Source organism: Lysinibacillus sp. NPDC093210 (genome assembly GCF_044753985.1).
In the GTDB taxonomy this organism is placed as follows: Bacteria; Bacillota; Bacilli; order Bacillales_A; family Planococcaceae; genus Lysinibacillus.
Map to the genome: position 1 here is coordinate 54,834 of NZ_JBIVOE010000003.1, position 20,313 is coordinate 75,146.

At 36.6% G+C, this 20,313-nt stretch carries 20 protein-coding genes; 7 read left to right on the forward strand and 13 right to left on the reverse strand.

All coding sequences use genetic code 11. The annotated features are described in order from the left end of the window. Nucleotides 1-102: 102 nt before the first annotated feature. From ACIP9C_RS09475 to dacB, 4 genes are all read right to left on the reverse strand, one after another. A complete protein-coding gene (locus tag ACIP9C_RS09475; RefSeq protein ID WP_401009993.1) occupies nucleotides 103-1,788 on the reverse strand; it encodes a methyl-accepting chemotaxis protein in 1,686 nt (561 codons plus the stop codon). Between the two features lie 363 nt (nucleotides 1,789-2,151). Next, a complete protein-coding gene (locus tag ACIP9C_RS09480; protein WP_401009995.1) occupies nucleotides 2,152-2,583 on the reverse strand; it encodes a MarR family winged helix-turn-helix transcriptional regulator in 432 nt (143 codons plus the stop codon). A gap of 28 nt (nucleotides 2,584-2,611) precedes the next feature. Further along, nucleotides 2,612-3,367: an SDR family NAD(P)-dependent oxidoreductase gene (locus tag ACIP9C_RS09485; protein ID WP_340824093.1), complete on the reverse strand. Its 756-nt coding sequence runs from the start codon at nucleotides 3,365-3,367 to the stop codon at nucleotides 2,612-2,614. 90 nt (nucleotides 3,368-3,457) lie between these two features. Further along, nucleotides 3,458-4,894, reverse strand: a complete 1,437-nt coding sequence (dacB, locus tag ACIP9C_RS09490; protein ID WP_401009996.1) for a D-alanyl-D-alanine carboxypeptidase/D-alanyl-D-alanine endopeptidase — start codon at nucleotides 4,892-4,894, stop codon at nucleotides 3,458-3,460. A gap of 175 nt (nucleotides 4,895-5,069) precedes the next feature. Between dacB and ACIP9C_RS09495 the strand changes: the two genes are divergently transcribed. Then, entirely contained in the window at nucleotides 5,070-5,447 is a 378-nt protein-coding gene (locus ACIP9C_RS09495; RefSeq protein WP_401009998.1) for a hypothetical protein, read from the forward strand. Between the two features lie 317 nt (nucleotides 5,448-5,764). Here the strand turns inward: ACIP9C_RS09495 and ACIP9C_RS09500 are convergent, their stop codons facing one another. After that, complete coding sequence (locus ACIP9C_RS09500) at nucleotides 5,765-7,498, reverse strand: ABC transporter ATP-binding protein (RefSeq protein WP_401010000.1); 1,734 nt, start codon at nucleotides 7,496-7,498, stop codon at nucleotides 5,765-5,767. Next, nucleotides 7,495-9,237 (reverse strand): ABC transporter ATP-binding protein, encoded by a 1,743-nt coding sequence (locus tag ACIP9C_RS09505; RefSeq protein ID WP_401010001.1) that lies wholly within the window; start codon nucleotides 9,235-9,237, stop codon nucleotides 7,495-7,497. Before ACIP9C_RS09505 ends, ACIP9C_RS09500 begins: the two co-directional genes overlap by 4 nt. A gap of 600 nt (nucleotides 9,238-9,837) precedes the next feature. Between ACIP9C_RS09505 and crcB the strand changes: the two genes are divergently transcribed. The 5 genes from crcB (at nucleotide 9,838) to thiD (ending at nucleotide 13,287) form a co-directional block, all read left to right on the forward strand. Next, nucleotides 9,838-10,200, forward strand: a complete 363-nt coding sequence (crcB, locus tag ACIP9C_RS09510; protein ID WP_401010003.1) for a fluoride efflux transporter CrcB — start codon at nucleotides 9,838-9,840, stop codon at nucleotides 10,198-10,200. After that, nucleotides 10,197-10,529 carry a fluoride efflux transporter FluC gene (locus tag ACIP9C_RS09515; protein WP_401010004.1) on the forward strand — a complete coding sequence of 111 codons (333 nt, stop codon included), beginning with the start codon at nucleotides 10,197-10,199 and terminating at the stop codon, nucleotides 10,527-10,529. Before crcB ends, ACIP9C_RS09515 begins: the two co-directional genes overlap by 4 nt. A gap of 27 nt (nucleotides 10,530-10,556) precedes the next feature. Beyond that, entirely contained in the window at nucleotides 10,557-10,910 is a 354-nt protein-coding gene (locus ACIP9C_RS09520) for a hypothetical protein (protein ID WP_401010006.1), read from the forward strand. A 185-nt stretch (nucleotides 10,911-11,095) separates the two neighbouring features. Next, complete coding sequence (locus tag ACIP9C_RS09525) at nucleotides 11,096-12,295, forward strand: DUF418 domain-containing protein (protein WP_401010007.1); 1,200 nt, start codon at nucleotides 11,096-11,098, stop codon at nucleotides 12,293-12,295. A 173-nt stretch (nucleotides 12,296-12,468) separates the two neighbouring features. Next, entirely contained in the window at nucleotides 12,469-13,287 is an 819-nt protein-coding gene (thiD, locus tag ACIP9C_RS09530) for a bifunctional hydroxymethylpyrimidine kinase/phosphomethylpyrimidine kinase (protein WP_401010008.1), read from the forward strand. 93 nt (nucleotides 13,288-13,380) lie between these two features. Here thiD and ACIP9C_RS09535 read toward each other — a convergent pair whose 3' ends face one another. Next, the gene (locus ACIP9C_RS09535) at nucleotides 13,381-13,692 is read right to left on the reverse strand and encodes an antibiotic biosynthesis monooxygenase family protein (RefSeq protein WP_401010009.1); all 312 of its coding nucleotides are present in this window, start codon (nucleotides 13,690-13,692) and stop codon (nucleotides 13,381-13,383) included. An 89-nt stretch (nucleotides 13,693-13,781) separates the two neighbouring features. On the opposite strand from ACIP9C_RS09535, the gene ACIP9C_RS09540 reads away from it, so the two are divergent. Further along, nucleotides 13,782-14,471 carry an ArsR/SmtB family transcription factor gene (locus ACIP9C_RS09540; RefSeq protein WP_401010011.1) on the forward strand — a complete coding sequence of 230 codons (690 nt, stop codon included), beginning with the start codon at nucleotides 13,782-13,784 and terminating at the stop codon, nucleotides 14,469-14,471. A 235-nt stretch (nucleotides 14,472-14,706) separates the two neighbouring features. Here the strand turns inward: ACIP9C_RS09540 and ACIP9C_RS09545 are convergent, their stop codons facing one another. The 6 genes from ACIP9C_RS09545 to ACIP9C_RS09570 all read right to left on the reverse strand — a co-directional run bounded on the left by ACIP9C_RS09545 (nucleotide 14,707) and on the right by ACIP9C_RS09570 (nucleotide 20,306). Continuing rightward, nucleotides 14,707-15,582, reverse strand: a complete 876-nt coding sequence (locus ACIP9C_RS09545; RefSeq protein WP_401010013.1) for a DMT family transporter — start codon at nucleotides 15,580-15,582, stop codon at nucleotides 14,707-14,709. A 213-nt stretch (nucleotides 15,583-15,795) separates the two neighbouring features. Next, nucleotides 15,796-16,983, reverse strand: coding sequence for an MFS transporter (locus ACIP9C_RS09550; protein WP_401010015.1), 1,188 nt, complete (start codon nucleotides 16,981-16,983; stop codon nucleotides 15,796-15,798). A gap of 137 nt (nucleotides 16,984-17,120) precedes the next feature. Beyond that, nucleotides 17,121-17,582 carry a VOC family protein gene (locus ACIP9C_RS09555; protein ID WP_401010017.1) on the reverse strand — a complete coding sequence of 154 codons (462 nt, stop codon included), beginning with the start codon at nucleotides 17,580-17,582 and terminating at the stop codon, nucleotides 17,121-17,123. Nucleotides 17,583-17,824: 242 nt separating this feature from the next. Continuing rightward, the gene (locus tag ACIP9C_RS09560) at nucleotides 17,825-18,694 is read right to left on the reverse strand and encodes a metal ABC transporter permease (RefSeq protein WP_401010019.1); all 870 of its coding nucleotides are present in this window, start codon (nucleotides 18,692-18,694) and stop codon (nucleotides 17,825-17,827) included. After that, complete coding sequence (locus ACIP9C_RS09565; RefSeq protein ID WP_401010021.1) at nucleotides 18,691-19,563, reverse strand: metal ABC transporter permease; 873 nt, start codon at nucleotides 19,561-19,563, stop codon at nucleotides 18,691-18,693. Before ACIP9C_RS09565 ends, ACIP9C_RS09560 begins: the two co-directional genes overlap by 4 nt. Next, nucleotides 19,557-20,306 (reverse strand): metal ABC transporter ATP-binding protein, encoded by a 750-nt coding sequence (locus ACIP9C_RS09570; protein ID WP_401010023.1) that lies wholly within the window; start codon nucleotides 20,304-20,306, stop codon nucleotides 19,557-19,559. The genes ACIP9C_RS09565 and ACIP9C_RS09570 overlap by 7 nt, the downstream gene beginning before the upstream one ends. Between the last annotated feature and the right edge of the window lie 7 nt (nucleotides 20,307-20,313).

Here is a 20,313-nt window from a genome sequence, read left to right on the forward strand (position 1 = left end):
GACGTATTAGGTTGGAAAAAAGTTTATATAGTCTACTTATATGCATATTAGACGAAAAAAAGACGTACACTAGTATTTACTAAATATACATCTTTATATTCATTAGTACTTAAAATTAGCAATGCTGTTTGTTAATTCCAAAGCTTTGTCATTTAAGCTTTCTGAAATATTGTTAATTTCCTGAAGAGTCGCTACTTGTTTGACAATTTGTTGTGCCATTTCCTCAGTGCCCTCAGCATTATTTCGAACATGACCATCTAATTCTTGTATCGATGCTGATATTTCTTCTGAGGAAGCTGTCATCTCCTGTGTAATTGCGCTTACTGTTGTAATATCCTCCGTCATCTCCTCGATAGCATTGACAATATTGCTAAACGCTGTTCCTGCCTGTTCAATGACCTCTACCCCTTGTTCGACAGTTTGTTGATCATGTAAAACTGCGGCTTCTACGTTTTTTGTTTCCTGTAAAATATCTGATGTGAGCTGAACGATGATATGTGCCGATTCTTTTGATTGGGTAGCTAATTTACGTACTTCATCTGCCACAACAGCAAAACCTTTTCCATGTTCTCCTGCTCGCGCCGCTTCAATGGCCGCATTTAGTGCAAGTAAATTAGTTTGTTCTGTAATATCCGTTATTACTTTTGTTATATTTTGAATTTCTTCAGACTGATATGTAAGTTTGGATATAAGCGCTGTTGTCTCTTTAGTAGAATGATAAATCGTATTCATTTGTTGCTTTGCTTGTTCAATCGTAACCTGCCCTACATCCGCAGTTTCCTTTGTCTGTCTTGCCTTGCCAAGCACGGAATGTGTAGCATCAGCAATTTGCTGAATACCTTCAGTTGTATCGTTTATTGCAAGAGAAGCTTCATTGGAAACGGTCGAAGAAATCTTAGAATTTGATGCGATATCTTCGACTGAAGCAGCAACGCTATTCGAAGTAGTAGCAACTTGCGTTGTACTAGCAGTCAATTCCTCAGCAACAGCAGACAAATCATTAGCAGTTTCACCAGAAGCGCGAATTAATGATTGAATAGATTGCTTCATTTCATTAAAAGCACTCGCTAATGTACCAATCTCGTCTTTAGAAGTGACTTGTAAATTTTGTATTGTCAAATCGCCTTTTGCAATTTGCTTGACTGCAGTGGCCATCGTTTTTAGTGGATTAGCTATTTTCACTGCCGTTAAAATACTGAAAAATATACAAATACCTATTGTAATTAATCCAATGACAACGGCTGTTAGCGCACTTTTATGTACCTTTTGCTCTGCATCGTTGGCAACCTCTGAAAATTTCATTTTATTAAATGCTAACATTTCATTAGCAACACTACCCATTAAACTATTTAGTCGCCATAATTGCTGATCATATAATTCTCGTGCAGTCGATGAATCGCCTGCTTCAACAGCCGTAATAATTGTTTCTGCTACTTTATCAAAGGATTTTTTGCCTTCTAGCATTTTCTCGTTGACTTCCAGCAATTGTTCATCATCGATGATGTCTTTTAATTGACCGATACCTGTTTGAATTTTTAGTTGCGTACTACGGAAATTTTGTAACGTATCCACATTGCCATTTTCTATATACTGTTGAATATAAATACTTTGTTGCTTTGTATTACTTTGTAAATCAGAAGCGATATAAATTTGTTCTACCTGAGAATCAAGGATATGGTTGTATTCATTTTTCATGTTCGTTAAATCGAAATATCCGTTTATAGATATTCCAATAATGCTAATAAATAGTAAAGCAAATGCTAGATAAAGTTTTAATTTAATTGACATGTCTTTCGATATTCCCCTTCAGCATTATGTATGAGTGAAAAATTCCTTTGTGTATCGTTTAGAATAGCAAATTTTCAGTAAATTATAAAGCTATTTTTGTCGATTTTATGAATTTTTCCAAAAAAGGACCAATATATTGCATCAAAAGTTATGTAATAAAGTGAATATATTTACTCTGAAAATAAATAACGAACATGATTATTATCCTATAATTAAACTTTTATAGATTTTTAGTAATCAAGGTTTGGTTCTAAAAGAAGGAAGCGCGAAAAACCTGTCCTACAAAAAAAGACAAAATATCTTAGGAAGTAAATCCTCAAGATATTTTGTCTGCAGTTTGAGCCACTCCTAAAAGAAGCGCTATTAAGCTCTATCGTGAATTCCTTGCACTAACTTTTCTTGAATAGACAAATATTGTGCAATTTCTTCATCATTCAATACTTCAAAAAGTTGAATAAATACTTCCTTCCCTACCTCTTGCGCTTTTATTAAAGCACCTACACCTTCTTCGGTAATCTGCAAACGAATTGTACGTCTGTCGGCATCATCGTAAAGTCTTTCTGCTAAGCCCAGTTTTACTAATTTTTCAGCAATACTTGTCATAGCACCTTTTGTATACCCAATCGTTTCCGCTAATTCAGCTTGTCTTTGAGGACCTTTTATTTTTAGTTCACTTAAAACTAAAATTGGTGAAATACCTAACGGATACGGAAACGCTTTCGTAAAGCGTATAATATTCGCATTATTCATCTGATCAATCATATGAATGAGTTTAAAAATACTTGTCTGTGCCAAAAAAATCCTCCTCGAACATCCGAGAATATTAGTGAAGCATAATAGAGCCACCGTCAACCATAAGCGTTTGGCCTGTGATATATTGTGAGTCCTCTGATGCTAAAAATACTGCTACGCGGCCGATGTCTTCTTCAACATCACCAAAGCGTCCCATAGGAATTTTACTTTTAACAGCTTCGTAATATTCTGGTTGTGCTTTTGCCCATGCTTGTACACCTGGTGAATTCGCAATTGGGCTAATTAAGTTTACATTAATACCGAAACGTCCCCATTCATTTGCCGCCACACGAGAAATACCACGAATTGCTTCTTTTGCAGCCGCATATGCACCTTGTGTTTCATGTCCAGCAAGACCCGCGCCAGAAGCAAAATTAATAACATTTCCTTTTGACTCTTTTAAATGCGGTAATGCTGCTTGCATTAAATAAAATGTTGGGTAGAAACCAGTATCAAATGATAAATCTAAATCAGCTTGTGTTGTGTCTTCAATAGTTGCTTGCTTAGAAGCATGTGCATTATTAACTAATACATCTAGTTTACCGTATTTTTCAACAACTGTATCGATAATTTTATGCAAATTAGCACGATCCATTAAATTTGCTTGTAAAAACATTGATTTTGGAGAAATTTGTTGCAATTCTTTTTCCATTGCTTTCCCTGTTTCTTCATTTAAATCAACAATTGCTACGATAGCTCCTTCTTTTACCATTGCTTTTGCCATACCACTACCGATACCACCTGCACCGCCAGTAATAATTACGACTTTGTCTTGTAATTTACCCATGGATAAACATCTCCTTTTCTTAAATCCATTGAATAGTTTATCACTAAATTATTTTTTGTTAAACTAGTTTGCTCAACTTTTTGAAACCCTTTACATTTCATTTGCAATTTGTTTTACTATTTCATCAATAGTGGTTATAGCTGAGCCTTTATTGGCTTGTGTTAAAATACTAAAAATATACCACTTACCACTTTTTCCTTGAACATAGCCACTTAACGCATAAGTTCCCGTTATATAGCCCGTTTTAGCTGAAACACTATAACCTTTCAAGCGATTTTCTAATGTAGCCCCAACCAATTTACCTTTTCGGCCTGCATGCGGTAAGGCGTCCAAATAGGAGAAGTACCAGGACTTATTACGAACTTTATATAATAATAAGCTTTCCTGCATACTACTTACACGGTTCTGATGATTTAAGCCAGAGCCATCTTCAAAGTACCATTGATCCATATTCAGTCCAGTATCTATTCCATATGTACGAATTGCCTGTATACCTGCCGACCAACTTCCTTCTCCAAGAAGTTCTTTTCCTATTTGCTTCGTCAACATTTCTCCCATACCGTTAATGCTTAGCTTTAAAAATCGAAAATTGATATCTTTTAATTGTATTGAATTGGATATTCCTATTCGTTGCGCATTATCTGGAACTTTTCCTATGTCGAGAGGCATTTGCTGAATACCTTTTGCTACTAATTTTTCTCGTAATACATCCAGTGTATACAATGTTGGATTATAAACGGTCACATATGTATTTTTCTCTGTCCCTGCAGGTAAATTGCCTGTGACAACAATACGATCTGTTCCATATTCTCTCGTAATATTGATAGTCGATTTCCCACCCTTTTTTATAACCTTTGCTTTGTTAACAATCGGTATTGTGCTTGCATGTGGGAAAAGTTGAACACTTGTAGCTTGTCCAATTTTTGTGCCAGTCACTTTAACTTGGACATTGCCGACATCGTACTGATCATTTGGTGAAAGCGTCAGAGCCGAAATACGAGATGCATAAGATAATGCCTCATCCTCTGGAACAATACCTTTTGCTAATCGGTCATCATCAAACCATGTATCATCCGCTATCAATTTACCTGTAATTTTAGTAATGCCTAATTTTTTTAGCCCATTGGCAAATGATTCTAAATGGACAGGTAGCAGTGTAGGATCTCCACCACCTTGCAAATAAATATTTCCTTGTAATACACCATTTTCAACGGGACCATCGATATACGCCTTCGTTGTAAAGCGGTAATCAGGACCAAGTAAATCTAATGCGGCAGCACTAACAAGTAATTTATGGGTGGAAGCGGGACGTATCATTTTTTCACCATGATTATTGTATAATACATTGCCATTGTTAATATCTCGTACCGTAATACTATATTCATTGTCTTTCCAGTTTTTAGCGATTACGGTGTTAATTTTTGTAGCCATCGTTTGCTCATTCGCCCATGCTTGATCTACAAATGTCATTGCACCACAACTATACATGAATAAAAGCACTGCAATAAAAATAATTTTCTTTTTCATAGCTCCTCCTATTGGTAAATATACACTATATATCCTTTATTTTAAGAAAATCTCGGCGTTTTTTCAATTGTTCGACAATCATGACTTCCGTATATGTGGACAGACATCATTTTCGTTCGACAAGAATAGACTATAGTAGCTAGCTAAATCACTTTCAGGAAAGGGGTTGTTTGCAATGGGAGCAAAATGGATAAAGATTTCGATTCTCTATTTAATGTTGGTTTTCGCTTTTGGCCTATTTATGCATTATACTGTTGAACTTCAGTGGAAGGCGACACATGCTCATATTGGTGTAGTAGGTTGGCTGACTACGGGATTCATAGGTTTAGTTTATTCTAATTTTAAAGAAGCAGCAGAAACAGGGCTCGCAAAGGCTCAGTTTTGGCTTTATAATATCGGTTTACCGTTCCTTTTAGTTGGTATGATGATGGTTTATTTAGATGTTCCACGTTGGTTATTTGAGCTGTTCGTATCAGGTGGCGGCATAGCGGTTGCACTTTCTGTCCTTTTATTTTTTATCAATATCTATCAAAATGTGAAAAGCACTTCTTAAAAAGTGGATTACTTTCGTTAATCTCCGCTACGGGCGGACGCTTTCCGCGGGCACACTGAATACCGAAGGAGTCTTCTGGAATTTTTACATGTTAAGATAAAAACACTTTGCTAGTGTATGGAAATTGTTTGAGTGCCTGGCATCTGCCCTCCACTCCAATCAACAAAATAAAAGGCAATAAGAGCGAGCTTTCTTGATGCCTTTCGTAGACACTTTGAGCCCCACTTAATAAAGTGGGGCTCAAGTTATATACTATTTGGTTACAAACGAATCTCTCCTTCGTTGGGTATCCTCTAGAAGTGTCGTACTCACTATAATTACTGCAATGAGTTAGCCTGCATCTGATACATTTTTTCATAAATTCCACCAAGCTCTAATAGCTCCTCGTGCGTACCGCGCTCAACAATTTCTCCACGGTCTAATACCAGAATACGATCCGCATTTTTAATTGTTGAAAGACGGTGGGCAATGATAAACGTTGTTCGACCTTTTTTCAAAACTTCCATTGCATGTTGGATAATTTCTTCTGTCTCTGTATCGATATTAGATGTTGCTTCATCTAATATTAATATTGCCGGATCAAACGCTAGTGCACGTGCAAAGGAAATTAGTTGTCGCTGACCTGAAGATAATGTACTTCCTTTTTCAATTACTGGTTCGTCGTAACCATTAGGCAAGTTTGCTAAGACCCGATCACCACCAACTGCTCTTAATGATTCCTCAACTTTTTCACGTGAAATTTTCGGATTATTTAAGCTCACGTTTGAAGCAATCGATCCAGTAAATAAATATGGATCCTGTAATACAATTCCCATATGCTCTCGCATTGATTGACGCGCGACCGCTGTAATATCAATACCATCGATTGAAATCTTTCCTTTAGAAGGATCATAAAAGCGGAATAATAAGTTCATAATGGAACTTTTCCCTGACCCAGTATGACCTACAAGCGCAATCGTTTCCCCTTGATGAGCTTCAAAAGATAAGTTTTTCAAAACATAATCATCGTTTTTATAAGCAAAGGAAACATCCTCAAAAACGACATTCCCTTTATATCTTGGAAGGCTTACTTCAGATACGGGTTCACCGTCTATATCTAACACCTCAAACACACGCTTCCCTGCAACGAGCGAGCGTTCAAGCTGAGAAAATTGATTGACAATGTTTGTAATAGGATTAAATAATTTCGTCAAATAATCGACAAATGCATATAATGTCCCTGCAGAAATCATTTCTGTTGTCGTCATCGACTGCGTCCCAAAGTAGAAAATAAAAATGGTAAACATTAAAAGCCTTAACGTATTCACTAAATTGAATGAAGTCGCCGAATCTAGCACTAATAATTTACGCTCATAGGCATAATGCTCATTATTCATATCGTCAAATTCCTTCGTCATTTGCTGCTCACGGCGGAATGCTTGAATAATTGTCATACCTTGTATTGATTCGTTAATCATCGCATTGATATCGGCAATTTTAGTTCGAATAACATCATTATACTTCGAAGCAAATTTACGATATAAAATCATCCATACATAAATAATTGGCACCATTACTAATGCTAAACAGGCCATTTGCCAATTTAAAATGAACAGCGCTACATAGACTCCCAAAATTGAGATTAAACTTGTTACGAAATTCGAGAGCACCTGTACATATAAATTACGTACTGCCTCAGTATCATTCGTCACGCGTGCCACGATTTTCCCTGCAGGTAAGTTATCAAAATATTGAATCGGCAATGTTTGAATATGTTCAAACACGTCCTTACGTAATTTTTGAACAACGCGGTTTGCTCCCATTTGTAAATAAATATACATAAAATAACGTAATACTGCTGTTGCAATCGCCAATATTAAATACAGTATTAACAGCCATGTAATCGGCTTTATTTCTAATTTACCAATCGTCATATAATTATCGATTATATGCTTCGCAATAAATGGCCCTACAAGCTCGGTAAATACTGCAATTGTTAAGAAAAATAAGCCTAGTAATATTGGTTTTTTAAAATACATCGCATAGCGAGTTAATCGTTGACTCGTACTCATGAGGCACCCCCTTCTAGCTGTTGACGGTCAAATTGCTCTTTATACCAGCCTTGTTGTGAAAGGAGCTGTTCATGTGTTCCTTGCTCTACGATTTGCCCTTCATCAAGCACAATAATCAGATTTGCATGTTGAATTCCCGACAAACGATGGGTTGTAATAATAGTCGTTCGATCCTGTCGTTCTCGCTGAATATTTTCTATAATTTTCGCCTCTGTTTTAGCGTCTACAGCAGAAAGCGAATCATCGAGTATTAAAATTTCAGGGTCTTTTATTAGCGCACGAGCAATTGACACACGCTGCTTTTGACCACCTGAAAGTGATACGCCTTTTTCGCCAACAAGTGTTTCAAGCCCCATTGGGAGATGCGCTAAATCTTTTTCAAAATACGCTGCATAAATCGCTTGTTTCAGCTCTTCTTCTGTTGCATCTTCTTTCCCAAATAAAATATTTTCTCTAATTGTTCGAGAGAATAACACATGATCCTGAGGCACATACCCAATCCAATCGAGTAATTGCTCCTTTGTTTGTGATGTTATATCAATCCCATCAATTGATAACTGTCCCGCTTCAATTGGATATTCACGTAGTAATTGTCGCAGGAAGGTCGTCTTTCCAGCACCTGTCTTTCCAACAATACCTAGTGTTTGCCCCTTTTTTAGTGACAACGAAATTTGTTGAAGATTCTTTACCTGACTCATTGGATACTGGAAGGTTAAATTATCGAATCCAATGGCATGCGGAGCAGCTACCAGTTGAGGTGTAGCAATATTTTGCACATCTGCTTCATAGCGCAATGTCTCCTGTACACGGTCCAATGAGGCATTCCCTTGCTGCATTACATTAATAAGTTCTCCGATTGCAAAAATTGGCCAAACTGCTAATCCTAAATAGACAGTAAACGTGACGAGTTGCCCTAACGACATCGCCTCAGTAGATACTAAGTGTGCACCGTAACCGAGTGCCACAACATAACTAATGCCTGTTCCGACTTTCGTAATTGGTCCGAATAAGGCATTTATTTTCGCAGTATGCATATTTTTTTCATAAACGGTTTCACTCATCTCCGCAAATGCTGCTTCGTCCTTTTTTTCTTGGACATATGCTCGTACAACACGAACGCCTGCTACAGACTCGAGAACACTATCATTTAATTCGCCAAAGGCATCTTGTGCCTTCATATAACGCTCATGCACAATTTTCCCTAAATATTGTATAAGGATCGCCATAATAGGCACTGGTAACATGGCAAAAATGGTTAATTTCCATGAAATCATAAAGCCCATAGCAAAAATAATACATCCCATATAAATAGTTGAATCAATAAGTGTCATAATCCCAAAGCCCGCTGTGAGTGACACAGCATTTAAATCGTTCGTAGCACGTGCCATTAAATCACCCGTGCGATTTTTTTCATAAAAAGTAGGCGTCATCCTTAAAAAATGTTGCATTAAATTGCGACGCAAAATTTTCTCTAAGTTAATAGCACCTTCAAATAGTCGAAATTGCCATACAAAATTTAATACATAGCCGCCAACTATAATGCCGCCGAAAATCAAAATATACTTCGTTAAAATTGCAGTTGTCATTGTGCCTGCTGTTAAAATATCAATTATGTTCCCAAGTAAATAAGGGGGAATAACCTCTAAAGCACTAGCAATCATTAATAGCACAATCGCTACTGTATATTGCTTCCAATACTGCTTGAAAAACCAGCTTAATTTGCTTAATACATCAAACATTTTTCATAACCTTCTTTCTCAAATACATTAAATCTTCGCTACCCACTGTCTAGCAATTCCTTGTTGAAAATTAATTTCCTTGTGATGTTACGCATACGACATACACTCCTTTTTTAATTCACTACAATTTTTTTGCAATAAAAAAAGACACATCCCCTCAAAAGAGCATGTGTCTCTTAATAAAAGGTAAGGTGCGCCCATACCCTTTATTGCATAATAAATAACAACGTTAGACATGGACAATGTATGAAGCTGTGCTTTTGTTTTGTACTGTTAAAACCATCATTGTCATGCCCTCCTTTGTTTGTTTTGTTTGTTATAGTGTTATTGAAGATTATCATATTATTGAAATAATTGTCAACATTCTAACTGTTATTTTTTATATTTTAGAGGAAATAATTAACGCTTTAAAGTAGTGAATTGCTTGAATCAGAAAAATGGGGGCGTCACGTTAAAACTTACTTTCGAATAGCTACCATCCTACCTAAGTCCTTGATACAATAAGAAGTAGTAGAGAATCTAAATAATGGACTTTTATTCGTAAGTTCCCTATCGATTACAAACAATAAATGACCTTTTAAGTTAAAGGAGTCTTTGAAATTGAAAACGTTTTTGGCAATAGGTATAGGTGGATTTTTCGGCGCTATGGCCCGCTATTCCCTCAGCGTGTTACTTCCCAACACCGCTAACTTTCCAACTACAACACTTTTTATTAATTTAGTTGGGTGCTTTTGTTTAGCCTACCTTTTTACGACTTTTACTAACCGTACACCACTCGTACTTTGCATTGGTACAGGCTTTTTAGGAGCATTCACAACCTTTTCAACCTTTTCTGTAGAAACACTTTTACTGATAGAAAATAACCAATGGGGACAAGCCCTTTCTTATTGTTTAATTAGCATTTTTGGTGGTTTGGCTTGCGCTTGGCTTGGTGCTTTACTTGCAAGGGGGAGAATACAATGATCCTGGTAGGCATAGGTGGTTTTTTAGGTGCGTTAACAAGATTTTACTTAGGAAAATGGATTGTCAGTACCTATCCCTGGGCAACCTTTATTATCAACATTACAGGTTCTTTTGTCCTTGGTCTTTTATTTGGTAGCCATCCAAGTGAAGCATTATGGCATTTCTTAGGTATCGGTTTTTTAGGTGCTTACACAACTTTTTCGACGTTCGGCTTTGAAATGCTACAACTAGTGGAAAAGAAAAAATGGGGACTAGCTTTAGCCTATATTTGTAGTACAGTATTAATAGGATTGCTCTTTGCTGCACTTGGTTTTTACATGTTGGCATAATGTCCTATACATTCAAGAGGTGATATTTTGACACAAGCACAAGCTACAATTGAACAGCTCAAAGCGTTGGAAGCTGAAATAAAACATACTTTATATACATTAATTGACTTAGAACTGGACGAAGCCTATCAAGAAATGACTACCCTCTTTGCTCAACTGCTCGCGAAAGTACAAGCAGCTCACTTAATTGATTATAAACTTGATGTACTAGTGGAGCCTCAAGCGTATGCTACGGAAACGTGTATTTTACTAGAAAGTTTACTCGAAGCAAAAAACAGACCAAATAAAAGGCATCAGCTATTAACTCATCGGATTATTTTAAAAATTTGGTTGCGTAAAAATCGACACTTTATAAATGACTTATTACCACAAATGTTTTAAGCACCTCTCAAAGGTGCTTTTTTATTTTCTATCAGTATCTCCCACCACTTAAAACACATTTATTCTATTTCAATACAATAAAATGCTCATTTTATCGAACCCTTCCTTTTCTCTTGTCGTTTATTAATTATGAAAGCTACATGACAATCTATTAATTCTATATAAACTGATAAGAGGTGTTTTTTATGGAGAGAATAAAATTACTAGATGTCGCTAGAGGACTCGCAATTATTGGCACACTTGGAACAAATATTTGGATTTTTGGGTCTGCCAACTATTCAATAGAGGGAGTAGAGGAAGCCGAAATTTCAATTATCGGCTCATACATATCTAAAATTTCTGATTATTTGACTAATGGGAAATTTCTGGGGTTATTAACGATTATGTTCGGTATTGGCATGCAATTGAAATATACGAGTTTCCAAAATAGAGGACTACCATGGTTTCGACTTTATCTATGGTCAATGATTTTACTTTTTATTGATGGGTTTCTTCATTATATTTTTGTATTTGAATTTGATGTACTGATGAGTTATTCCCTAACAGCTATCCTTGTTGCGTTTATCATCCAACGATCCGAGAGAATAATGAAAATATGTATGTTTTGTTCTGGTGCTATTCATGTCCTTTACCAAGTCGGGCAAGGGTTCATTAATGAGATTATGTCTTCTAGGCTAGCAAGGATGTTATTTCCAAATAATCCTTATGCCAATATTATTGCTGAACATAATCTAACTGAACAAGCATTAATTCGATATGAAAATCAATTAGCCGAAATATCCGGATTTACATGGTGGGAACAAGTCGTCTACCGACTGGAACATTTTTGGGTATTACGCTCTGAAGCCATTATGATTTTACCTATGAATGTTTTCTTATTTTTACTTGGCGTCTTCCTCGTAAGAAAAGGTATATTAAAAATGGATGAATGTGGTATTCGGCTACAAAACCGCCTACTATGGATTGGGCTAGGCATTGGCATCCCATTAAATGCTCTCTCGCTATTCAGCGTCCAATTAGTCGTTTTAGACCGCTACGTTTTTGCCCCTATCTTATCACTAGGCTATTTAGGCCTTGTTTTCTTAATCGCTCGCCACCAAAAGTTTGTCAAAACACAACAATATATTAGTAACGTTGGGAAAATGGCGCTTACATGCTATATTACCCAAAACATTGTTTCATCCTTTTTGTTCTATAATTGGGGTCTTGGTCTTTCCAAACACTATAACCTGCTTTTAATATATGCATCTTGGCTGGGCATTACATTATTTATGATTGGATTTTCAACATTATGGTTACAAAAATATAACCAAGGACCCGTTGAAACAATTTGGCGTAAACTTGGCAATATTCCTGTGAATCGCTATAAACAAAATGTAACTTAGCGCTGCGAATTCGATTGCCTAGTCAGTATGATTAAACTGACATTATAAAAACTGTGCTATCTGGCTATTTCAAATTAACGACAATTAATATTAAATTAAAATAATATTCAAACATTTTTTAATCCATCGACAATCAAAAAGCTTAAAGCAACAAGAAGAGGAGTACATTTACTATGAAAAAAGCATGTACAATTGCTGGTTCCGCCGCGCGTGGTGGGGCTGGTATTCAAGCAGATTTAAAAACTTTTCAAGAACTAGGTGTGTACGGCACATCTGCCATTACTGCCTTCGTGGCCACGCACCCTGATAAAAAGCAAGGTGTTTATACACAATCGCTAGAAGTTATTGAGGCACAACTTCATACAATTGCGTCACAAATTGGCATAGATGCTTTAAAAACAGGCATGTTATTCACCAAAGACATTATTGAGCTTGTGGCGGACTGGCTCCCTACCGCTCAAGTCAAACATATCGTCATTGATCCTGTTATGTTTGGTAAAGTAGGGACAGCCTTAATGGAGGATGGTGCCATGACCTCTTTAAAAGATAAGTTATTACCTCACGCTACCATTATGACACCAAATATGCCTGAGGCCGAGTATTTACTCGGGGGGAGAAGCCTTACTACTATCAGTGATTTACAGGATGCTGCCCGTTATTTACATAAGCTTGGTACCCAATACGTACTTGTGAAAGGCGGTCGCCTCGAAGGTCCCGCAACGGACGTTTTATTTGATGGAATACACATGCTAACATTAGAAGCTCCTCGTATTGATACAATTCATACAAATGGTGCAGGTTGTTCATACTCTGCAGCGATTACTGCAGGATTAGCACAAGGTCTTAGCGTTGAGGATGCAGTCATCCAAGCTAAAAAATTCGTTACAGCAGGAATACGACGTGCGATTCCGTTTGAAGCTGTTGCTGGTGCAATCGACCACCGTGCATATAAAGAGGTTGGAGAAAATAACATTACGATTACTAGATGCTAGTTGGATGCCCTTTGATTTGAAAGTAGACAAAGAAAAAATCCGCGTAACCTTTTTATAGGTGCAGCGGATTTTCTCGTTTTCCTTTCGACTTTCTCATTCACCTTGAAAAGAGTAGGCACGCATAACTTGGCATATTTCTACATGATAATGACTGTACCATTTTTCTTTTCCTAATTGTTGCGCTACAGAATGCTTGGCATTGTCTTTCCAATTTCGGATTGCTTCTAGCGATTCCCAGTACGATACCGTAATTCCTTGCCCTTCATGATTTCTTGTGCTCTCAACACGAAGAAAACCCGGCTGTTGTTTTGCTAATGCCTCAATCGTATCTGCCATTTTTGCATACCCAGCGTTGTCGCCATTCGTCCGCTGTGATGTGAAAATTACTGCATAATAACTATCCATTTTTTAGTCCCCCCTCTTCTTTCTACACTATTGTAAACGATAAATACTTTCATTATAATCGAACTATGGAATGCAAAGGAGCTGGAATAATGAGCATTAACCCAAATATGGCTGAAGTTGCTTCTTTGCTTGGAGAGACATCAAGAGCAACAATGCTAGCTAGCTTAATGGACGGACGCTATCATACAGCTAGTGAATTAGCATATATGGCTAATATTAAACCTCAAACAGCTAGCTTTCATCTAGCTAAGCTAGTAGAAGGAAACCTAATAAAAGTCGAAAAGCAGGGACGTCATCGCTATTTTCAGCTAGCAAATGAAGATATTGCACAGTTTTTAGAAACTTTCCTAGCAATTTCACCTCCACCTGAAGTACGTTCATTAAAGCAATCAAGCCAAATACAATTACTGCAAGATGCTCGAACTTGCTATGACCATTTAGCCGGTAAATTAGGTGTTCGCTTAACCGATTCAATGGTCAACTCGGGATATTTGCAAAAAGAACAAAATGAATATGTCGTTACACCTGATGGCGTAGCTTTTTTTACACAGTTCGGTATTGATTTAGAAAAATTAAAAAGGACGCGTCGCTCTTTTTGTCACGCATGTCTGGATTGGAGTGAACGTCGTCATCATTTAGCTGGAGCACTTGGCCACGGACTGCTGACACATTTTTTAGAGTTAGAATGGATTACGCGTGTCCCTACAATTCGCGCCATTAAAATTACCGAAAAAGGACGAAAAGGCTTTCAACAAGTTTTTCATATTGATGTGAAATAGGTGCCAGTCACTCAAACAATTCTCAAACAATTTACTATACTTTTAGTATCTAAGTAAAAATCCACAAGACCTCTGCGATAATGCAAGAACGTAAAGGAGACACGACAAGACGGTTGTGGCTTACATCGTGCCCGCAGAAAGCGCAGTGGATTTTTACGCTTTAAAAGTCTGGCTTTTTAAGTGCCTGTCACTCAAACAATTTTTAATAAAAGGACATGTGGGATAGCACCTGATTTTAATAATTGGCTTTTCTTGCAGAAGTAAAATTCCGATTGACTAAATAAATACCACTTAAAATAAACAGACCCCCTATTAATAGCGACGAGTGTAATGGTTCATCTAATAATACCCAGCCTGTTAATACCCCAAAGAAAGGTGCTAAGAATAAGTAAGCACTCGTTTTTCCTGGATCACTATTTTGTAATAGATAGTACCAGCCAGCAAATTGAATGATTGATGAAAAAATGCTTAACCATAGTAAAATAGCCAATGAATGGCCATTAACGATAAAATATGGCTGCTCCAGCACAACACTACCTAGTAAGAGCAGTAATCCCCCAAAGAGCATCTGATATGCTGATAGTACCCATGTATCAAACAATACACCCCATTTTTTTGCTAAAAGCGTGGCAATTGCCCAAAAAACAGCAGAAAGAAACCCGAAAACTAGACCAATTTTCCACTCGATTTGTGCACCCATTGTAATCATGACACCGATTAAACCGAGAATAACACCACCCCACTGATACAAACGGTAATGTGCTTTTGTAAAAATAGTAGCCATAACAACGACTAACAGTGGATTCGTAAATGTTAGAATAGAAGATTCACTGGCTGTAATAGTTCGCAAGCTTAAAAATATACACCCCATCACTCCAGCGGTTTGGAATGTACCAATCAAAAGAATTTTCAACCAATTTGCTTTGGATGTTGGGTGAGGTCTTTTTAAAACAAGAACGATGACAGCCATTAATACCCCAGCTACGATAAAACGCAATGCCGCTAATAATAATGGAGATGAGTAAGGTAAACCCAATTTTACAATGGCAAACGAAGAACCCATTAAAAAAGTTGTAATTAGTAATAAAGCAATAAACTTAAAATTATTCATACAAATTCCCCTAACTTTTGGTAATAACTATTCTATAGCCATTATAAACAATGAATAATTCAACACTCATCGAACTATGGAATACACTGCAAACCTTATGAAAAAAAGCTACCTCCACATCTAGTGGAAATAGCTTTTAATTTAAAAATAATAAAAATAGGTTAATATGTTTTTGGATAGATCTATAGCCGTGTTAATTGTGATTAAGATTCGTTATTGTGCATGCATAATTACATTCTTTTTCTTTGAAAAAAATAGAAAAGACACAGTTAAGCTTAAACTAATGATACCAAATACTAGGCCCATTCCATTTAAACCAATCAAATCAAGCATCATTCCTGTTGAAAGTAGAACAATTTGGAAGACAACAGAATCAATCATATTGCGGAAGGAAAAGAAACGGCCATAGTACTCTTTTGGCACTTGCTTTTGAAAGATTACCATTGTTGTTGGGAAAAAACAACCTACAGAAAAACCAAATAGTCCAAATGTCAGTAATGCAAAGAAAGTACTATCTGCAAGCAGTAACATGAGCTCCATTAAACCAATGATAAATGCAAGTCCAAATAATAATGTACTGATATTCACTCGCTCAGCAATATATTTGAGCCCTGCTGCTCCTAACATAAAGCCGATACCTTCAACCGTATACAATAACCCAGAAATAGTTGTAGACTGGTGAATTTCTGATATTTTCATAATAACTAAATTAAAAGAACCTAAAAATAGTGTAGGGATTAACATTAGGACAAGTGTCATTAAAACGACTGGATGCTCTTTTAGCATAGGTAAAACTTCCTTAAATCCACCTTTTTCCTTATCTTGGACGGACAGATTAATCGTTTCATCTAGCTTTAATCTGTTTGTAATGAAATACATTAGTATGTATACAATAAGCGATATAATGTATAACCATTTCAACTCAAAATAACTTAACATTAAACCCGCTGCCGCTGTACCGACAATTCGTGAAATCGTTCGAGCATTCATTTGCCATGCATTCAATGAGATTAAATCTTTATCCTTAACAACCATTGGAATAATTGATTGCAAAGCAGGCATATAAAACGCTGCCGCAATTTGCAGTGTAATTAAAAAGAGAATCATCCAAATGACCGAATTTGTATAAAGTGCGATAAACATAAAAAATACGCTAATAATGCGTCCAACACTAGCAAACTGAATGACCGTCTTTTTCCTTGATTGGTCAATTAGTCGTCCTGCAAGCGGTGCTACAATAAGACCAGCTAAAATTCCAATTGAAATAATTAATGATTTATGAAAATCAGACGGAACTACCTCTTGCATAAATGCTAGATTTCCAATTATCCCGGCCCATAAGCCAAGACCTACTACAAACTCACCTAATAAAATAATCCATACGTTGTGATTTTTCCACATGCTGCATCCCCTCGTTGTCCTATATTAAATTTTAATAACATCCATAGTAACAAAATTATAAATATTCGTACATATAAAATTACAATTCTTGTATTTTATTTCTCTTGTAGCTTGTGATTATGTATTCTTTTATCAATCTATATCCCTTCATTTTTGCACCAATCATTTAATGACATCATCGGAAAATCTTCCTCAACATCCAGTCTCAATGGTGCAATCAGCTCAATGGAATTTCCGTCTGGATCGGTAAAATAGATTGCGGCATGTGCATGTGGATTATTTGGTAAAACAAGCGGTTGTTGTGCTGGCGTAAAGCCAAATGCTGTTTTTATTTCTATGCCAATGGATTGCAGCCACTCTTTCACTCGCGCTAAATCTTCTTCATCAATTCTGAAAGCAATATGTCGAATAGAAGGATGATAATCTAGTTTCGCTTCCTTACTTTCCCAAAGTCCAATCCAGCTTTCTCCTTTGACAATCCAGAAAAAAGCTAATTGATTTTGCACATAAGCTAACTCAAGCCCTAGTTTCTCATAAAATGTTATTGACTTTTGTAAATTACTTACTGGTAAATGTGCTTCATATAACCCTTTAATCATGCTATCGCCCCTTTTGATCACTGTCAAAAGTATACTATTTTTATAGAAAGTGAAAATCATGCGAAAGGATGAAATCTTCACCTTATTTTAACCTTTCAATTATTCGTTCTTGATGTTCCCAAAACAAAAAATGAAGAGATGTTGCCTATTATAAGCATCATCTCTTCATTATTATGACTTATGATAGCGTGGTACTTACCATATGGGAATTCATTTATGATAGTTCTCACATTGTTTTTCAATTATAAACCCTCTAATTTACCAACAAAGGATTTTCTTTTCCTATCGACAATTTTTTGAGCTAATAACGTGATGACAAATAATATACCGACTGCTGTGGCCATCATGCCTGCAATGGACGTGTCCCAAAATTTCGCCAAATAATATCCAATGATCGCCGCTGTCCCACCATATAACATACTGAATAGAAACATCTGTTTAATCGATTTACTAATTAAATTGGCAGTTGCGGCAGGACCAATTAACATGGCAACTACTAAAATTGCTCCTACACTATCAAATGCTGCTACAGTTGTGAAGGAAATTGAAGTCATGAAACCATAATGTAGAAAAATAATGGGAACCCCTATAGATGCTGCATACACTGCATCAAAGGTTGCTAGCTTCATTTCCTTGAAGAATAAGACAAGGAACCCGATGTTTATTAATAAAACAAGCAATAACATCCAGACTGCTTTTGGCATTGTAATCGATAATAATGTCCATTTATCCCAAGGAACAAAGGCAATTTCACCCATTAATACATGCTCAACGTCTAAATGAACATTGCTAGCAAACAATGTAATAAGCAAGACGCCTGCAGCAAATAAAGATGTAAAAACAACACCGATGGCGGCATCTTCCTGTATACCCGATGAATGAAGTAACTGCACTAAATAAGCAGTTAGTATCCCTGCAACTGCCGCTCCTATTAGCAGCCAAAAGCCATTTAATGTTTGCGTAACAATAAAAGCCATAACAATTCCGAACAGCACAGTATGGCTAATGGCATCTGCTATCATCGACATTTTACGTAATATTAGAAAAACCCCTGCCATGCCACATGTTATTCCTACTAGAAGTCCCGTAAAAATGACCCAAAACTCAATCATCCTACCTCACCTTGCTTTCGAAACTGTTTTTTTCTGAGAAACTTATTAATTTGCCCTGCTGGACTTATTAAATAAGAAATAAAGAAGATGCAGGCTGCTACTAATACGATAATAGGTCCTGTTGATAATCCTGCTCGTAATGAACTAATAAAGGTTCCTACTAAACCTGATATGCCACCAATAGCAGCACTTAGTGCAATCATGGAACTAAGCTTTGTCGTCCACAGTCTAGCACTTACAGCAGGAATAATTAACAGTGCCGACATTAAAATAACACCAACGGATTGGATGCCTGTTACAATTGTCAAAACAATCAATACTGTCAATACGGCTTTTAACGCTTCAACCGGCAAGCCAATGCCCTTTGCATAAACAGGATCAAAGATTAAAAGCTTCCATTCCTTATAAAATAATAGACTAACTAAAATAATGATTGTAGCACTGACAAATAACCATGTTAAGTCCACTTTCGTCATCGTTGCAGCTTTACCGAAAATAAAGTCATTGAGTCCGCTTTGATTTCCTAGCGGACTATGATTCACAACTGTCAAAAATACGACCCCTATCCCAAAAAATACTGTCAATACTAAACCAATAGCAGCATCTGCTTTCATTTTAGAAAATGAAACAATCCATTGAATACAATATACGGATAATGCTGACGTAATTGCAGCCCCCAAAATTAAAATTGGTAAATCTTTTTGCCCTGTTAATAAAAAGGCTATCGCAATACCAGGCAATGCTGCATGTGCTGCAGCATCCCCCACTAAGCTCTGTTTTTGAAGAAAGGAAAAGGTCCCCGTTATTCCCGCTGCAATTCCCAGTAACATCGTACCGAGCAAAACCCAAAGTAAATTACCGCTTAACATACGCTGTTCGCTCCTAACGTGTCTTCAATCATGAATAATTTACCACCGTATGTTTTTTGTAATTGTTCTGCAGTAAAAACATCTTCAGTTGCACCTGATGCTAAAATCGTTTTATTTAATAAAATTGTGTAATCAAAATATTCTTTTACTGTTTGTAAATCATGATGCACAACAAAAATACTTTTCCCCTGTGCCTTTAAGCTTTTTAAAATATCGATAATCGTTTTTTCTGTTGCGGCATCTACACCAGCAAATGGTTCATCTAAAAAATAGATATCTGCATTTTGTGCTAGAGCCCTTGCTAAAAACACACGCTGTTGTTGCCCTCCAGATAATTGACCAATGGAACGCTCTGCGAAATCTTGCATCCCTACACTTTCCAAAGCTTGATTAGCAAGCATCTTATCCTGTTTGGATGGCCTTTTAAATAAACCAGTATGTCCATATCGCCCCATTAACACAATATCCAGTGCATTTGTTGGAAAATCCCAATCGACTGCATTGCGTTGTGGTACATAGCCAACAACTAGACTTTTTGGATCAAAGTTGTTTCCTAGTATTTTTACTTTCCCAACCTTATTTGGTAATTGATTTAAAATCGCCTTTAAAAATGTTGATTTACCTGCTCCATTCGGACCAATAATTGCCGAAAGTCTGCCTGTAGGCACTGTAACGCTGGCATTTTCCAACACGGTTTTCTTATCATAAGCAACCGATAAATTTTCAACTGTTAATGCATTCATTTTTCCA

Coding starts and splice junctions, on each gene's coding strand:
- ACIP9C_RS09495 (WP_401009998.1), top strand. CDS start 5,070: ATGGGAGCAAAATGGATAAAGATTTCGATTCTCTATTTAATGTTGGTT.
- ACIP9C_RS09555 (WP_401010017.1), bottom strand. CDS start 17,582: ATGATTAAAGGGTTATATGAAGCACATTTACCAGTAAGTAATTTACAA.
- ACIP9C_RS09505 (WP_401010001.1), bottom strand. CDS start 9,237: ATGTTTGATGTATTAAGCAAATTAAGCTGGTTTTTCAAGCAGTATTGG.
- ACIP9C_RS09475 (WP_401009993.1), bottom strand. CDS start 1,788: ATGTCAATTAAATTAAAACTTTATCTAGCATTTGCTTTACTATTTATT.
- ACIP9C_RS09525 (WP_401010007.1), top strand. CDS start 11,096: ATGGAGAGAATAAAATTACTAGATGTCGCTAGAGGACTCGCAATTATT.
- ACIP9C_RS09565 (WP_401010021.1), bottom strand. CDS start 19,563: ATGTTAAGCGGTAATTTACTTTGGGTTTTGCTCGGTACGATGTTACTG.
- dacB (WP_401009996.1), bottom strand. CDS start 4,894: ATGAAAAAGAAAATTATTTTTATTGCAGTGCTTTTATTCATGTATAGT.
- ACIP9C_RS09550 (WP_401010015.1), bottom strand. CDS start 16,983: ATGTGGAAAAATCACAACGTATGGATTATTTTATTAGGTGAGTTTGTA.
- ACIP9C_RS09500 (WP_401010000.1), bottom strand. CDS start 7,498: ATGAGTACGAGTCAACGATTAACTCGCTATGCGATGTATTTTAAAAAA.
- ACIP9C_RS09515 (WP_401010004.1), top strand. CDS start 10,197: ATGATCCTGGTAGGCATAGGTGGTTTTTTAGGTGCGTTAACAAGATTT.
- ACIP9C_RS09540 (WP_401010011.1), top strand. CDS start 13,782: ATGAGCATTAACCCAAATATGGCTGAAGTTGCTTCTTTGCTTGGAGAG.
- ACIP9C_RS09560 (WP_401010019.1), bottom strand. CDS start 18,694: ATGATTGAGTTTTGGGTCATTTTTACGGGACTTCTAGTAGGAATAACA.
- ACIP9C_RS09570 (WP_401010023.1), bottom strand. CDS start 20,306: ATGAATGCATTAACAGTTGAAAATTTATCGGTTGCTTATGATAAGAAA.
- ACIP9C_RS09485 (WP_340824093.1), bottom strand. CDS start 3,367: ATGGGTAAATTACAAGACAAAGTCGTAATTATTACTGGCGGTGCAGGT.
- thiD (WP_401010008.1), top strand. CDS start 12,469: ATGAAAAAAGCATGTACAATTGCTGGTTCCGCCGCGCGTGGTGGGGCT.
- ACIP9C_RS09545 (WP_401010013.1), bottom strand. CDS start 15,582: ATGAATAATTTTAAGTTTATTGCTTTATTACTAATTACAACTTTTTTA.
- ACIP9C_RS09535 (WP_401010009.1), bottom strand. CDS start 13,692: ATGGATAGTTATTATGCAGTAATTTTCACATCACAGCGGACGAATGGC.